The organism is Streptomyces coerulescens, assembly GCF_042657965.1.
Lineage (GTDB): Bacteria > Actinomycetota > Actinomycetes > Streptomycetales > Streptomycetaceae > Streptomyces > Streptomyces coerulescens.
In genome coordinates this window covers 302,408-317,312 of the sequence record NZ_JBHSKM010000012.1, presented here as the reverse complement: position 1 = coordinate 317,312, position 14,905 = coordinate 302,408, and the positions used below count along the sequence as shown (strand labels likewise).

General features: G+C 71.6%; 11 protein-coding genes. 9 read left to right on the top strand and 2 right to left on the bottom strand.

Annotated elements, in window-relative coordinates; all coding sequences use genetic code 11:
- Window positions 1-12: 12 nt before the first annotated feature.
- From ACFPQ9_RS20915 to ACFPQ9_RS20885, 7 genes are all read left to right on the top strand, one after another.
- Window positions 13-414: a hypothetical protein gene (locus ACFPQ9_RS20915; protein ID WP_380855023.1), complete on the top strand. Its 402-nt coding sequence runs from the start codon at window positions 13-15 to the stop codon at window positions 412-414.
- A gap of 211 nt (window positions 415-625) precedes the next feature.
- A complete protein-coding gene (locus ACFPQ9_RS20910; protein ID WP_380855020.1) occupies window positions 626-2,854 on the top strand; it encodes an MMPL family transporter in 2,229 nt (742 codons plus the stop codon).
- Window positions 2,832-3,407 (top strand): GNAT family N-acetyltransferase, encoded by a 576-nt coding sequence (locus tag ACFPQ9_RS20905; protein ID WP_380855017.1) that lies wholly within the window; start codon window positions 2,832-2,834, stop codon window positions 3,405-3,407. Before ACFPQ9_RS20910 ends, ACFPQ9_RS20905 begins: the two co-directional genes overlap by 23 nt.
- 56 nt (window positions 3,408-3,463) lie before the next feature.
- Window positions 3,464-4,036, top strand: a complete 573-nt coding sequence (locus ACFPQ9_RS20900; protein ID WP_380855014.1) for a hypothetical protein — start codon at window positions 3,464-3,466, stop codon at window positions 4,034-4,036.
- Window positions 4,037-4,229: 193 nt separating this feature from the next.
- Window positions 4,230-4,409 carry a hypothetical protein gene (locus tag ACFPQ9_RS20895; RefSeq protein ID WP_380855011.1) on the top strand — a complete coding sequence of 60 codons (180 nt, stop codon included), beginning with the start codon at window positions 4,230-4,232 and terminating at the stop codon, window positions 4,407-4,409.
- Between the two features lie 170 nt (window positions 4,410-4,579).
- On the top strand, window positions 4,580-7,636 hold the full coding sequence (locus ACFPQ9_RS20890) for a helix-turn-helix transcriptional regulator (protein ID WP_380855008.1): 3,057 nt from the start codon (window positions 4,580-4,582) through the stop codon (window positions 7,634-7,636).
- A 38-nt stretch (window positions 7,637-7,674) separates the two neighbouring features.
- Window positions 7,675-7,860 carry a DUF6191 domain-containing protein gene (locus ACFPQ9_RS20885; protein ID WP_380855005.1) on the top strand — a complete coding sequence of 62 codons (186 nt, stop codon included), beginning with the start codon at window positions 7,675-7,677 and terminating at the stop codon, window positions 7,858-7,860.
- A gap of 13 nt (window positions 7,861-7,873) precedes the next feature.
- Here the strand turns inward: ACFPQ9_RS20885 and ACFPQ9_RS20880 are convergent, their stop codons facing one another.
- Window positions 7,874-9,013: a PQQ-dependent sugar dehydrogenase gene (locus tag ACFPQ9_RS20880; protein WP_380855003.1), complete on the bottom strand. Its 1,140-nt coding sequence runs from the start codon at window positions 9,011-9,013 to the stop codon at window positions 7,874-7,876.
- A gap of 146 nt (window positions 9,014-9,159) precedes the next feature.
- Window positions 9,160-10,158: an aldo/keto reductase gene (locus ACFPQ9_RS20875; RefSeq protein ID WP_380855000.1), complete on the bottom strand. Its 999-nt coding sequence runs from the start codon at window positions 10,156-10,158 to the stop codon at window positions 9,160-9,162.
- A gap of 183 nt (window positions 10,159-10,341) precedes the next feature.
- Here ACFPQ9_RS20875 and ACFPQ9_RS20870 point away from each other — a divergent pair, with 183 nt between their 5' ends.
- On the top strand, window positions 10,342-11,292 hold the full coding sequence (locus tag ACFPQ9_RS20870; RefSeq protein WP_380854997.1) for a 2-hydroxyacid dehydrogenase: 951 nt from the start codon (window positions 10,342-10,344) through the stop codon (window positions 11,290-11,292).
- Between the two features lie 450 nt (window positions 11,293-11,742).
- Window positions 11,743-14,760 (top strand): putative bifunctional diguanylate cyclase/phosphodiesterase, encoded by a 3,018-nt coding sequence (locus ACFPQ9_RS20865; protein ID WP_380854994.1) that lies wholly within the window; start codon window positions 11,743-11,745, stop codon window positions 14,758-14,760.
- Window positions 14,761-14,905: the final 145 nt, after the last annotated feature.

Genomic DNA, 14,905 nt, shown 5'->3' with positions numbered 1-14,905 from the left:
CGCTCGCCCGCCATGAGTGGACGCGGTGATTCCGAGATATCCGGGACGGGGGAGGAGCAGCACGCCGAGGGTGCCCAGAACGTGGAGGACGTGACGGACATCGAGGGCCTGAAGGGCGTCGAGGGCCTGGAGGACATCGAGGACCTGGTGGACCCCGACGACCCGGCGCAGGTGGCGCGGCGGGCCCGCTGGACGGCCGCCGGGGCCGGGGCGCTGCTCGCCCTCGCCGGTCTGGCCGCCTCCGTGCTGCGGGTCGCCGGCTCGGCCCCGGCCCTGGTCCCGGCCGCCTACGCCTTCGGTGCCGGCTTCTGCGCGCTCGCCGCGTTCCTCGGCTCCCGGGGGCGCACCCGGCGGGCGCTGTGGCTGCTCGTGGCCGGAGTGATGGTGATGGCATTGGGTGACCAGTTCGACTGATGTGACAGGCGCCACTCGGCAACGACAGAGTGACCGTTACTGTCCTGTGATCTGCCTCGCACTCCTGTGAATAAACCCACGAACGGGGCAAACGATCTCCCCCGCCTGCGAGAGTTTGCTTCACATCGCTCATGCGTTCTTTGCGGGCTGTTCACCTTATGAACGACTGATCCCGGTCAAAGATCCGCAAATCGTCCCCGGGAGCACGTTCGTGGCAGCTCTTGCACGCTGGTGTGTTCAACGCCGCCTCGTCGCCGTACTGCTCTGGCTGCTCGCCTTCGGCGGGGTCACCGCGGCCGCCGCCGTGACGGGCACCGCGTACTCGAACGACTACCAGGTCCCGGGCACCGAGTCCGGGCGTGCCACACAGCTCCTTCAGGACGGCTTCCCCGGCCTGGGCGGCGACAGCGACACCGTCGTCTGGCACACCACGTCCGGCACCGTCCGCGCCGCCGACGTCGAACAGACCATGACGCGCACCCTGGACGAGATCGCCGACCTGCCCGGCGTCGCGGCCGTCGGCAGCCCCTACGACAAGCAGGGCTCCGCCCAGATCAGCGAGGACGGGCACACGGCGTACGCCACCGTCACCTTCGACGACAGCGCCGAGAACCTCGACAAGGGCGAAGCGCAGGCCGTCGTCGGCGCGGCCAAGGACGCCGAGGCCGACGGACTCCGGGTGGAGCTGGGCGGCAGCGCCGTCGCGCTCACCCAGTCCACCGGCGGCCACCTCGCCGAGATCGTCGGCGTGGCCGTCGCCGCCGTCGTGCTGTTCCTCGCCTTCGGCTCGCTCGCCGCCTCACTGCTGCCCATCGCCACCGCACTGGTCGGCGTCGGCACCGCGTACGCCGGCATCGCCCTCCTCGGACACGCCATGACGGTGGCCGACTTCGCGCCGATGCTCGGGATGCTCATCGGGCTCGGCGTGGGCATCGACTACGCCCTGTTCATCGTCACCAGACACCGGCGCGGGCTCAAACGCGGGCTGCCCGTCACCGAGTCCATCACGAACGCCGTGGCGACCACCGGACGAGCGGTGGTGTTCGCGGGCGCGACGGTGTGTATCGCCCTGCTCGGGATGCTGATCCTCCAGCTCAGCTTCCTCAACGGTGTCGCGATCGCCGCGTCGCTGACCGTGGTCCTCACGGTCGCCGCCTCCGTGACCCTGCTGCCCGCCCTGCTGTCGTTCATCGGCATGCGCGCCCTCAGCCGCCGCGAGCGGCGCCGGCTCGCCGAGCACGGCCCCGAGCCCGAAGTGCCCACCGGGTTCGCCGCCCGCTGGTCGGCGTTCGTGGAGCGCCGCCCCAAGGCGCTCGGCGCCATCGCCCTGGCCGTCATCACGGTCCTCGCGCTGCCCACCCTCGGCCTGCGCCTGGGCACCTCCGACCAGGGCAACGACCCGGAGACCTCCACCACCCGCCAGGCCTACGACCTCCTCGCCGACGGATTCGGGCCCGGCGTGAACGGCCCGCTCACCCTGGTCACCGAGGTCGACGGCGGCGACGACAAGCTCGCCCTGGACAACCTCGGCGCCGCGCTGGGCAACACCGAGGGCGTCGCGTCGGTGACCCCGGTGACCTACAACGCAGGCGGCGACACCGCGTACCTCACCGTCGTGCCGGAGTCCTCCCCGCAGTCGCGCGAGACCAGCGACCTCGTGGACCGGCTGCGCTCCGAGGTCCTGCCCCGCGCCGAGACCGGCACCTCGCTGGAAGTGCAGGTCGGCGGCATGACGGCCGGCTACGACGACTTCGCCGACGTGATCGTCGGCAAGCTGCCGCTGTTCGTCGGGGTCGTCATCGGCCTGGGCTGTCTGCTGCTCCTGCTCGCCTTCCGCTCGGTCGGCATCCCCCTGAAGGCCGCCGCGATGAACGTGGCCGCCGTCGCCGCCGCCTTCGGAGTCGTCGTCGCGGTCTTCCAGTGGGGCTGGGGCAGCGAGCTGCTCGGCCTGGGCCGGGCGGGCCCGATCGAGCCGTTCCTGCCGGTCATCATGGTCTCGGTGCTGTTCGGCCTGTCGATGGACTACCAGGTCTTCCTGGTCAGCCGGATGTACGAGGAGTGGCTGGAGACCGGCGACAACCGGCGCGCCGTCCGGATCGGCCTCGCCGAGACCAGCCGGGTGATCAACTCCGCCGCGGTCATCATGATCTCGGTCTTCCTCGCCTTCGTGCTCAGCGGCGACCGGGTGATCGCGATGTTCGGCATCGCGCTGGCCGCCGCCGTCGCCCTGGACGCCTTCGTCCTGCGCACCCTCCTCGTCCCCGCCCTCATGCACATGCTCGGTGGCGCCAACTGGTGGCTGCCCCGCTGGCTGGACCGGCGTTTGCCGCGCATCAGCATCGAGCCGCCCGAGTCCCGCGCCGCCCATGAGAGGCTCACCGACGTCATGGCGGAACTGGAGAAGGAGCAGCAGGGCGATGTACGCGATAGCGCTGGGTGACGACGGAGCCGAACTGCGCCCCCTCGAGCCCTGGCACGCCGAGGAGTTCCTGGCCCACCTGGAGCGTGGACGGGAGTTCATCAACCGGTACATCCCCTTCGGGGCGAAGGCCACGGACGTCGACTCCGCGCGCGAGGCGCTCCAGCGCTACGCCGACATGCGCGCCGCCGACACCGGATCCCTGCACGGCCTGTGGCTGGACGGAAAGCTGGTCGGCGGAGTGCTGTTCCTGAACTTCGACGCCGCGAACGCCAACTGCGAGGTCGGCTGCTGGCTGGAGCCCGCCGGCACCGGGCGCGGGCTCGTCACGCGCGCGATGCGCGTGCTCATCGACTTCGCGGTCGAGCAGCGCGGCATCCACCGCGTCGAATGGATCGCTGCCGCCGGGAACACGCCGAGCCTGAACGTGGCACGACGGCTCGGCCTGACCCGTGAGGGCGTGCGGAGGGAGAGCTACCCCTATCGTGGGGTGCGGCACGACCTCGAGGTGTGGTCGATCCTGGCCCCCGAGTGGCGTGAGGCACGCACGCGTGCCGCTCACGAGGATCATTGAGAGAGAACTCTCGATCATTAAGAGACTTCTCAGACAGCGTCCGTACGGTGCGAGGCATGGGAACGAAGACAGTGGACGAGACCGGAGCCGAGACGGGCACCGACGCGAAGACCGACGATGAGAAGGTGGACGTCACCAAGACGGCCGACACCACCGACTCCACCGCTGCCGACGAGGCGACGGAGACCGACGAGACCGAGGAGGAGGTGGCCGCCGAGGCGACGGAAGCGGCCCCCAGCGGCGTCGGCCAGGGCGCCGGAGCGGTCGTCTCCGCGGCGCTCGGCCTCGTTTCCCTGACCGGCGGCTGGATCGGGACGGTCGCCGCCGCCCGCGAGACCCTCATCGGCCAGCTGGAGACCGCCTCCAACGCGAGCGTGTCCCAGCAGATCAAGGAGGTCTACGGCGACGCCTGGCAGACCTCCGCGCTGTGGGCGGGCGTGTTCGCGCTGGCCGCGCTGATCGTCGGCGTCGTGGTGCTGGCCCGTCCCGCGTTCGGGGCGCCGGGCAAGCCGCAGGCCGTTTGGATCAAGTCGGTTGCCTGGGGCGGAGTCGCGCTCGGCGTCATCGGCCTGCTGCTGGCAGTCCTCAAGTACACCGACGCACTGCTCGGTCTGCCCTCAGCGAGCTGAGCGGCCGAGTCACCGCAGGTCCCGAGGGGTCTTAGGAGTTCCTAAGGCCCCTCACCCGCGTCTAAGGCACGGCACCTTGCCGAAGATGCGGAACTCTCCCGATGTGGCGGACCCCCCTGGGAGAGGAAGGTTGAGGCATCGCGGAAAGCGACACCGAGAACCACCTCTCACCAGGGAAAACGAGGGACCTGCCATGTACGAGTACGAACTCCACCACATCCGTTCCGCCGAACTGATCCGCGAGGCCGAGCACGAGCGCCTGGTCCGCGAGGCACTCCGCGCGCGCCGCAAGCAGCGCGACGCGCGGAGCCGCGAGGAGAAGGAGTCGCATACGTCCCGACTCAGGCGGCATCGGCGTCCACGTGCGGCGTGATGGGGGGTGCCGGGCGGCGTCCTGCGTCTGAGGACGAGTCGCCTCTCGGCGCCGGTCCGCATGATTCAGCCCGTCCGGCGTCCGAGGACGAGGCCCGTTCAGGGCCGATGCGCGGGGCTGGGGGTGGCAGCCCCCAGAAAAGCGGTGCCGGGCGGTCCGAGGCGCGTGGCATGCTCACTCCCGTGGAGAGCCGGTCCGTAAGCCCCGTGTTCGTAGGTCGCACAGCCGAACTGGAGACGCTCAACGACGCCCTCGCCCAAGCCGCCGCAGGCGCCCCGCAGGCTTTGGTGATCGGCGGTGAGGCGGGGGTCGGCAAGACCCGTCTCGTCGAGGAGTTCGCCACCGCCGCCGCCCGCGAGGGCGCCGTCGTCGTGCTCGGCGGCTGCGTCGAGATCGGCGCGGACGGGCTCCCGTTCGCGCCGATCTCCACCGCCCTGCGCGCATTGCGCCGCGAACTGCCCGAGGAACTGACGGCTGCGGCAGCCGGCCAGGAGGAGGAACTGGCCCGTCTGCTGCCCGAGTTGGGCGAAACAGCGCAACCCCGCGGAACGGACCGCTCCGACGAGGAGGGCATGGCCCGCCTCTTCGAACTCACCGCGCGCCTGCTGGAACGCGTCGCCGCGGGCCGCACGGTCGTCGTGGCCCTGGAGGACCTGCACTGGGCCGACGCCTCCACCCGCCACCTCCTCGCCTATCTCTTCCGCACCCTGCGCACCGGCCGGCTGATCGTCCTCGCCACCTACCGCTCCGACGACATCCACCGCCGCCACCCGCTGCGCCCCCTCCTCGCCGAACTCGACCGGCTGCGCACCGTCCGCCGGATCGAACTCGGCCGCTTCAACCGCGCCGAGGTCGGCCGCCAGATCGCCGGCATCCTGGCCTGCGAACCCGACCCGGCCCAGGTCGACGAGATCTTCGAACGCTCCGACGGCAATGCCTTCTTCGTCGAGGAACTCGCCGTCGCCACCCACGAGGGCAGCTGCACCGGCCTCACCGACTCCCTGCGCGACCTGCTCCTGGTCCGCGTCGAAAGGCTGCCCGAGAGCGCCCAGCGAGTCGCCCGGATCGTCGCCGAGGGCGGCTCCACCGTGGAGTACCGGCTGCTGGCGGCCGTCGCCCGGCTCGCCGAGGACGACCTCATCGAGGCGCTGCGGGCCGCCGTGGGCGCCAACCTCCTCATCGCCGCGCCCGGCGACGACGGCTACCGCTTCCGGCACTCCCTGGTCCGCGAGGCCGTCGGCGACGACCTGCTGCCCGGCGAGCGCTCCCGCCTCAACCGCCGCTACGCCGAGGCCCTGGAAGCCGACCCGACGCTCGTCCCGGCCGGCGAGCGCGTCATGCGCCTGGCCAGCTACTGGTACCACGCCCATGAACCGGCCAAGGCCCTGCCGGCCGTCCTCGACGCCTCCGTCACCGCCCGCCGCCGGCACGCCCACTCCGAGCAACTACGGCTGCTGGAACGCGCGATGGAGCTCTGGGACACCGCCCCCGAGGACATCCGCGCCACGCTGCGCCCCGTCGACTACACCGAGGTCTACCCTCCCTGCGGCTGCGATCCCGCCACCACACCGCTGCGCTATCTCGACCTGATGGCCGAGGCGGCCGTCGCCGGCCGGCGCTGCGGGGAACGCGAACGCGCCCTGAAGATCACCAAGCGGGCCCTGAATCTGCTGGAGGAGGAGAGCGAACCCCTGCGCGCCGCCTGGTTCTGGGTGCAGCGCTCCCGGCTGGTGCAGGCCCTGACCCGCGGCGACGGCTGGCATGAACTGGGCACCGCCCAGGAGCTGGTGCGCGGCCTGCCACCGTCCGAGGTGCATGCCGAGGTGCTCGCCAGCGCCGCCAACTGGTCGATGCTGCGCGCCCCCGGCCCCGACGCCATGTCGGCCGCCGAACGGGCCGTCGAGTACGCCCGCATGGTGGGCGCCGAGGACATCGAACTCAACGCGCGCCTCTCGCTCGGCAACCTCATGGTCGACGCCGGCGACATCGACGCCGGACTGGCCCAGATGTACGAGGTCAAGGACGAGGTCCTGACCCGTGGCCTCACCACCCTGGTCGGCCGCAGCCATGTGAACCTGCCCTCCGTGCTCGAAGGCATCGGCCGCTCGCAGGACGCCGTCGGCATCCTGCGCGAGGGCCTGCGCCTCACCCAGGAGTGGGGCCTGCGGGACTCCGAGGCCTGGATGTGGACGAACCTCGCCGAGTCACTGATCTCCCTGGGCCACTGGGACGAGGCCGCCGAGGCCGCGGTGAACGCCCAGCGCACGGGGCAGTCCGCCAAGCCGCGCGGCGGCGCCGCCAACCGCCTCGCCCACCTCGCGCTCGCCCGCGGCGACATCGCCGAGGCCACCCGCCGTCTCGCCGAGGCCCGCGCTTCCTACGGCACCCACGACCCCATGCCGCAGAACAACCTGCCGATGGCCTTCCTCGCCCTGGGCATAGCCGCCGCCGAGGGCCGCCTCCTCGACGCCCGCGCGGAGGCCGACCGGGTCCTGGACACCGGCTTCCCGCCCGGCACCCAGCGCTACGCCTGGCCGCTGCTGCTGGCCGCCGCCGTCGCCGAGTCCGACGCCCGCGCCCAAGCGCTGCCCACCGCGCAGGAGGGCCGCGCCGACTTCCTGCAACGGCTCTTCGAGGCCGTCCGCAAGCTCACCACGGGCGCGCCGCTGTGGCTGGCGTACGAGAAGTGGACCCGGGCCGAACTCGACCGGGCCGACGGCCGGACCGCCACCGACACCTGGTCGGACGTGGTCACGGCCTTCGAGGCCCTGGAGCGCCCCTACGACCTCGCCCAGGTCCGCCACCGCCTGGCCGAGGCCCTGCTCGCCCTCGGCGGCGACGACGAGCGCGCCCGCGCCACCGAACTGCTCCGCCTCACCCGGGCCACCGCCACCCACCTCGGCGCCCGCCCGCTCGCCGACGCCGCGGCCCACCTGGCCCAGCGGGCCCGCCTCACCCTCACGGCGACCGCACATGTGCCCGCGGCCGACCCCGCCGACTCCCTCGGCCTCACCACCCGCGAACGGGACGTCCTGCGCCTGGTCTCCGCCGGCCGCACCAACCGCCAGATCGCCGAGGAACTCTTCATCTCCCCGAAGACGGCCAGCGTCCATGTGTCGAACATCCTCGGCAAGCTCGGTGTCTCGGGCAGAGGCGAGGCCGCCGCCGTGGCGCATCGACTGGGCCTGTTTCCGGCCGAAACCCTCACATCCAGGACGAGCGGCTGAGGCATACGCTGTAAGGGACGTCGGCAACGGGAGGCCCTGTGTTCAACGCGTTCGAGGAACTCTTCGCCCCCGGCCGCAAACACACCCGCGACGAGCAGAACCGCCTGGAACTGACCCGCGAGGACGTCGGCGACAACGACCCCGGACGCGGGCCGATAGATCTCGCGTCCGGGAAGGTGGTCGTACGGCCACCCGAGCCCGAGCCGTCGGCCGAGGAGGAATGAGGTCCGGGCCGGCTCAGGTCACCTGAAGTTCCAGAATCCGGTCGTCCCCGTCTCTGGGGTCGCCCCGCCCGTCCGTGTTGCTGGTCATCAGCCACAGCTTGTCGCCGCCCGCCGGGACGACGGTCCGCAGACGGCCGTAGTCACCCTCCAGGAAGGCCTGCGGGTCCGCCGACGCCTCCGTGCCGTTCAGAGGGATGCGCCACAGACGCTGGCCCTTCAGACCGGCCATCCAGACCGAGCCCTCGGCATGGGCGATACCGCTGGGGGAGGCCTCGTCGGTGCCCCACTGCGCCAGGGGGTTGTGGTACGTGCTGTCGTCCGACTTGCCCTCGGCCTTCGGCCAGCCGTAGTTGTCGCCCGGCTTGATCGCGTTCAGCTCGTCCCAGGTGTCCTGGCCGAACTCGGAGGCGAACAGGCGCTGGTTGGCGTCCCAGGCCAGGCCCTGCACATTGCGGTGGCCGTACGAATACACGGGGGAGTCGGGGAAGGGGTTGCCCGGTGCCGGCTCGCCCTCCGGCGTCAGCCGCAGGATCTTGCCGCCCAGGGACTCCTTGTCCTGGGACAGGCCCGTGTCACCGCTCTCCCCGGTGCCCGCGTACAGCAGCCTGTCCGGGCCGAAGGCGATCCTGCCGCCGTTGTGGATGTAGCCCTTGGGGATGCCCTTGAAGATCGTGTCGGGCGCGCCCAGCTGGTCGCCGGCCGACCGCTGTTCGTCGTACAGCACGCGCACGATGCGGTTGTCCGAGGCCGAGGTGAAGTACGCGTAGATCATGTGGTCGGAGGCGTAGTCCGGGGAGAGCGCCAGGCCCATGAGGCCGCCCTCGCCCGCCGGGGAGACCCCCGGCACCTCGCCCAGCTCGGTCTTCTTGCCGGTCTCGCCGTCGACGCGGGTGATCGTGGCGTCGTCGCGGGAGGAGACGAGCAGGTCGCCGTCCGGGAGCGGGGCCAGGCCCCAGGGGGTGCTCAGGCCCTCGGCGACCGTGCGCACCACCTTGACCGTGCCCTGCGCCGGTGGGGTCTCGGCCGCCTGCCGGGTGGGCGAGGCCGTGGTTCTGCTCGGTGCCTGGTCTCCGCCCTTGCCCGGCGAGTCCCCGTCGCCGGAGGAGCAGCCGGCCGTCAGCAGGAGTGCGGCCGCGGCCAATACGGCCGGCACAGCTCGACGTTGCACGATCACGGTCCCTTCGATGCGGCGGGTTCTACTGTTCTTACACCGCTCGCGCCTCAGAGGTTCCCGATCCACGAACCTTGAATCAGCGCCGCCCTCGGGGTCCCACCACGGGGCGTGGAACCCTCACGGCGTCAGTCCCAGGATCCCTGTGCCCCCGGTAGCTCCGCCACCTCGGCCAGATCCTCCGGGGACAGCCGCAGCGCCTCGGCACCCGCGTTCTGCCTCACCCAGCGCTCCTGCTTGGCGCCCGGAATCGCGACGACGTGCCGGCCCTGGGCCAGCACCCACGCAAGCGCCACCTGCGCCGGGGTGACCTGCTCCCCGTGCCGGGCCGCGACGCGGCGCAGTCCGGCAACGATCGACTGGTTCGACGCCATCATCTCCGCGGTGAACCGTGGGTGCCGGGCCCGCACGTCGTCCGGTTCGAAGCCCTGGCCCGGGGTGAGCGTGCCGGTGAGGAAGCCGTTGCCCAGCGGCATCGCCGCCAGGAAGCCGACGCCGCGGGCCTCGCACCACGGCAGCAGCGCCTCCAGCGCCTCGGGCGACCACACCGACAGCTCGGCCTCCACCGCGCTCACCGGAAAGACCTGCTGCACCCGCTGCAACTGCCGGATCGTCGTGTCGTGCAGGCGCGTGCCGAGGCGACGCCCCCCTCGCGCGCCCACCGCGCACATCCCCAACGCCCTTACCTTCCCGGCCCGGACGAGCTCCGCCATCGCGCCCCACGTCTCCTCGACGGGAACCTCGGGGTCGGCGCGGTGCAGCTGGTAGAGGTCGATGACGTCCGTCTGGAGGCGGCGCAGAGAGGCGTCGCAGGCCCGTTTCACATAGCCGGGGCGGCCGTTGGCCACGATGTGCTGTTCGCCGACCAGCAGACCGACCTTGGTCGACACGAACGCGTCCTGCCGGCGCTCCTTCAACACCCGCCCCACCAATAGCTCGTTGGTGAACGGGCCGTACATGTCGGCCGTGTCCAGCAGCGTCGAGCCCAGATCGAGCGCCCGGTGCACCGCCCTGACCGACTCCTCGCCCCGCTGCCGCGACGAGCTGTAGGCCCAGCTCATCGGCATGCACCCGAGCCCGACGGCTCCCACCGCGAGTGCCGCCGCGCCGATCGTCCTGCGCTCCACCTGGCCGTAACCCTCCCTCTTCCGGCACCCCAACCTAACCTCTGCGCTCGGGTTCGCCCGACCTAGGGCCCGCCCCACGGCCCAGGCCGCGGTCGCGGGGCACCGCATCCCGCTCACCAGCGACGATCAACCGCAGTTACCTTCCCTCGGCCCGACCCGGCCGAAGGCTCTAGCCTCCTGACCATGACTGCTGACGTGTGGCTCCCCATCCCGCCGGAAGAGATCGAGGGCCTGCCCGAGGGACCCGCCTACCGCTACTGGAACGGTGCGGAGGACTTCCCCGCCGACCCGGCCCAGTGCGCCTTCTACGTCGTCCCGTACATGAAGCCGCCCGCGCTCGGACAGCGTCCCCTGCCGCAGATGACGCACCTGGAGGTCGTGCAGACGCTCTCCGCAGGCACCGACCACGTGGAGCCGGGCCTCAAGCATCTGCGACCCGGCGTACGCCTGTGCAACGCGCGCGGGGTGCACGAGGCGAGCACCGCCGAGCTCACGCTCACCCTGATCCTCGCCTCGCTGCGCGGCGTCCCCGACTTCGTGCGGGCGCAGGACAGAGGGGAGTGGCTCGGTGGTTTCCGTCCTGCGCTGGCGGACAAGAACGTCCTCATCGTGGGATACGGCTCGATCGGTGCCGCCATCGAGGACCGGCTCGCACCTTTTGAACTTGCGCGGGTGGCGCGCGTCGCGCGCTCTCAGCGCACCACGGCGCGCGGCGAAGTGCATCCGCTCACCGAACTGCCCGCACTGCTTCGGGAAGCCGACGTCGTCATCCTGTCCACGCCCTTGACGGACACCACCCGTCACCTGGTCGACTCCGACTTCCTCGCCCGCATGAAGGACGGCGCGCTGCTCGTCAACGTCGCCCGCGGAGCCGTCGTGGACACCAAGGCGCTGCTGGCCGAACTGGAGACCGGGCGCATCACCGCGGCCCTGGACGTCACCGACCCCGAACCGCTGCCCCGTGAGCACCCCCTGTGGCGGGCCCCGGGCCTGCTGATCAGCCCTCATGTGGGCGGTCCGACATCCGCGTTCCTGCCCCGCGCCAAGCGGCTGCTGGTGGACCAGTTGACTCGCCACGTGAACCGGGAGCCGTTGCGCAACGTGATCCTTACGACGGGCGCGACACCAGCGTGACGCTCACGCGTTGAGCTCTGCGGGGGTGCCGCGCATGGCGTGCGCAACAGGCCCGTAATCCGCTTCGAGTACCGTCCGCAACCTTCCGGAAGCGGTCCGTACTCGCATATGCGCTGGTCGTCACGGAGCGTAGAGGTGCTATGTCCCTGAGTGACGAGACTGGTGTATCGTCCGAGTGGGGCAGCGCCGCGCACGGTTCGGCGTCGGGGATGGACATTTCAGATTTGTGAGGGGGGCGACGGCGATGCACGGCCTATGGACGAGCGATCCGACGCGGCGGGGCTGTCGGCGACGACCCTGGCGATCGGCCGCGCGCAGACGCGGCCGCCACGGCATCCACGGCTGCCGTCACACCCCTCCCCACCGCAGGCACAGCAGCCGCAGGCGACATGCGCACACGGCGCACCGGGACCCTCGGGACCCCCGAGTGGCGCGGACCGGGAGGGACCGGTGAGCTCGCCACCGCCCCCCACGACCACGCTGGACGGAGCGGTGCGGGCGCAGCCCTCGTCGGCGGCGGCGCTGCCTCGTCCTTCGCTGAGCGGCAACGGCTCGGGACTGTTTCCGCAACTGACCCTGGCGCTGGTGTGCGCGGCCTACGCCATCGGCTCCGCGATCGGCTGGGGATCGGCCCAACTGGCGCTGATCATGGGCGACTTCGGGCTGGCAGCCGCGGCGGGAGCGGCCGCCGTGTCCTGCTTCCGCTACGCCCGTAGCCGCCGTATCCGCTTTCGACCCGCATGGCTGCTGTTCGCGCTCTCCTCGGCCATGGCGGCCCTCGGCAACCTGGTCTGGGGGTGGTACGAGGTCGTCCTGGAGCGTCCCGTGCCCAGCCCGTCCTACGCCGACGGGTTCTTCCTGTGCTTCGCGCCGCCCGCCATCGTGGGACTCCTGGTGCTCGCCAAGCGCCCGGTGACCAAGGCGGGTTGGGTCTGCCTGGGGCTCGACGCCTGGCTGATCGGCGGCTCGCTGCTGACGCTGGCGTGGAGCCTCGCCCTGGCCCAGGCCGCCAAGATCGACGCCGGCGACGGGGCGAGCGTGGCGCACACCGCGCTCTCGCTGGCCTACCCGCTGCTCGACATCGCACTGGTCAGCATGGTGCTCGCACTGCACTTCCGGCGCTCCTCGGCCAACCGCACCGCGGTCAACACCGCCATCGGCGCGCTCGCGCTGACCGTGATGTGCGACGCCCTGTTCACCTCGCCGCTGCTGCACAACAGCTACCGCTCCGGCCAGCTGCTCGACGCGGGCTGGTTCGCCGGCTCGCTGCTCCTGGCGTACGCCCCCTGGGCCGCGCCCCGGAGCGGGCAGGAGGACTGCGACCGGCACGGCTCGGCGGGGCACACGCGCGTGGTGCACGAGCACCTGCCCGGACAGCGGGGCGGGGTCCACCACCACACCCCCGCGCAGGGAGGTGATCACACCCGGTACCCGGTCACCCGGCCGATCGCCGGCTCGCTGGCCGCGCTCACGCCGTACCTCGCCGCCGCGGTGTGCACCCTGGGGATCCTCTACAACGTCCTCAACGGCCGCAGCGTCGACCGCGTGGTGCTCATCACCGGCGGCACCGTCGTGCTGGCGCTCGTGGTGCGTCAGGGCATCATGCTGCTCGACAACATCACCCTCACCCAGGAACTGGCGCAGAAGGAGAACCACTTCCGCTCCCTGGTGCAGGGCTCCAGCGACGTCATCATGATCGCCGCGCCCAACGGCATCCTCCGGTACGTCTCCCCGGCCGCCGCCGGGGTCTACGGCCGCTCCGCCGAGGATCTGGTGGGTTCGGAACTGGCCAATCTCATCCACCCGGAGGACCTGGGCTGCGTGGTGCACGAGGTGCGCCGCTTCCTCGCCGCCAGCCCACTGGAGGAACCCACCACACGCATCGAATGCCGCTTCCGGTCCGGAGAGGACAGCTGGCTCAACGTCGAGTCGACCGTCAACCGGCACCACGGCGGCCTCATCTTCAACAGCCGGGACGTGACCGAAAGAGTGCGCCTCCAGGCGCAGCTCCAGCACAACGCCGAGCACGACCCGCTCACCGACCTGCCCAACCGCGCGTTGTTCACCCAGCGTGTGCAGCAGGCCCTGTCCGGCCGCCGGGCCTCCGACCGAGGCATCGCCCTGCGCAACACGGCCGTCCTGTTCATCGACCTCGACGGCTTCAAGGGCGTCAACGACACGATCGGACACCAGGCCGGGGACGAGCTGCTCGTCCAGGCCGCCCGCAGACTCCAGGAGGCGGTCCGGCAGGGCGACACCGCGTCCCGGCTGGGCGGCGACGAGTTCGCGGCCCTGATCGTCGGGGACAACACGCGTGACCGCACCGCCAGGGAACGACACATCCTGGAGCTCGCCGACCGCCTCAGGATGACGCTGTCACAGCCCTACCTCATCGACGGCAACGATGTCCGGGTCAACGCCTCCATCGGCGTCGCCTTCGCCGAGCCGGGCATCGGCGCCGGGGAGCTGCTGCGCAACGCCGACCTGGCCATGTACCGCGCGAAGGCGGGCGGCAAGGGCCGCGTCGAGCTCTACAAGCCGCAGATGCAGCAGGACGTCGTACGCAAGGCGGAGCTGGCCACGCGCCTGCGGGCCGCGCTGCACGACGGCGAGTTCGCGCTGCTGCACCAGCCGGTGGTGTGTCTGACGGACGGCCGGATCACCTCGGTCGCCGCCCAGGCGCGCTGGCGGTCCTCGCAAGGGGTGCTCTTCACGCCCGCCGAGTTCCTGCGGGTGGCCGAGGACAGTGACAAGACCGCCGAGCTGGGCCGCTGGATGCTGGAGGAGGCCGTCGAGCAGGCCGCCGAGCGCACCGCGACCGGGCTCGCCGTGCCCATCTCGGTCCGGATGGGTGCGCGCCGGCTGCTGGACCGGTCGATGCCGCTCGGCTCGATCGAGGCGCTGCTGACCCGGCACGGGCTGCCGTCCGGGTCGCTGATCATCGAGCTGTCCGACCTCGACCCCCGTATCTCGCTGGACGATCTGGAGCGCCGCCTGAGCGGCCTGCGCAGACTCGGCGTCCGGGTCGCCCTGGACGGCTTCGGCAGCGGGTACGCGGCGATCACCGCGCTGCGCAGGCTCCCCGTCGACGTGCTCAGGCTCGACCGCGGGCTGGTCGAGGGCGTCGTCGAGTCGGCGCGGCTGCACAAGATCACCAGCGGGCTGCTGCGGATCGCCGGGGACCTCGGGCTCCAGTCCGTGGCCGACGGCGTGGACCTGCCCGAGCAGGTCGTCGCGCTGCGGGCGGTGGGGTGCACGCACGGGCAGGGCATGGCGTTCTCCGGGCCACTGGACGAGTACCGGCTGCGGCGGGCGCTCAGTTCCGGCCACTATCCGGTCCCGCACGGGCCGGCGGAGCCCGCGTTCGCCGGTGGGGGCGCGGGGGTGTACACCAGTGGTGTCCCCGCTGTTCTCGGAGGCGGCAGTGCCCTTCGCTCACATAATGAGACTCCCGTCCCACCCACTTGACACCGGGTGTGCGCCGGGGGGAGGGTCAGTGCCATGCGCACCCGAATTCTCGTACTTGGAAAGCGCGTCGGCTGAAGCTGGTGACGTCCGGACAGACCCGGAACTCCCAGCGACCACCACCGACGCGCTCCCCTCGCTTGCCTTA

Bases quoted from the DNA above. Each gene is read 5' to 3' on its own strand.
- ACFPQ9_RS20890 (WP_380855008.1), top strand. From the start codon at position 4,580: ATGCTCACTCCCGTGGAGAGCCGGTCCGTAAGCCCCGTGTTCGTAGGT.
- ACFPQ9_RS20895 (WP_380855011.1), top strand. From the start codon at position 4,230: ATGTACGAGTACGAACTCCACCACATCCGTTCCGCCGAACTGATCCGC.
- ACFPQ9_RS20915 (WP_380855023.1), top strand. From the start codon at position 13: ATGAGTGGACGCGGTGATTCCGAGATATCCGGGACGGGGGAGGAGCAG.
- ACFPQ9_RS20905 (WP_380855017.1), top strand. From the start codon at position 2,832: ATGTACGCGATAGCGCTGGGTGACGACGGAGCCGAACTGCGCCCCCTC.
- ACFPQ9_RS20900 (WP_380855014.1), top strand. From the start codon at position 3,464: ATGGGAACGAAGACAGTGGACGAGACCGGAGCCGAGACGGGCACCGAC.
- ACFPQ9_RS20870 (WP_380854997.1), top strand. From the start codon at position 10,342: ATGACTGCTGACGTGTGGCTCCCCATCCCGCCGGAAGAGATCGAGGGC.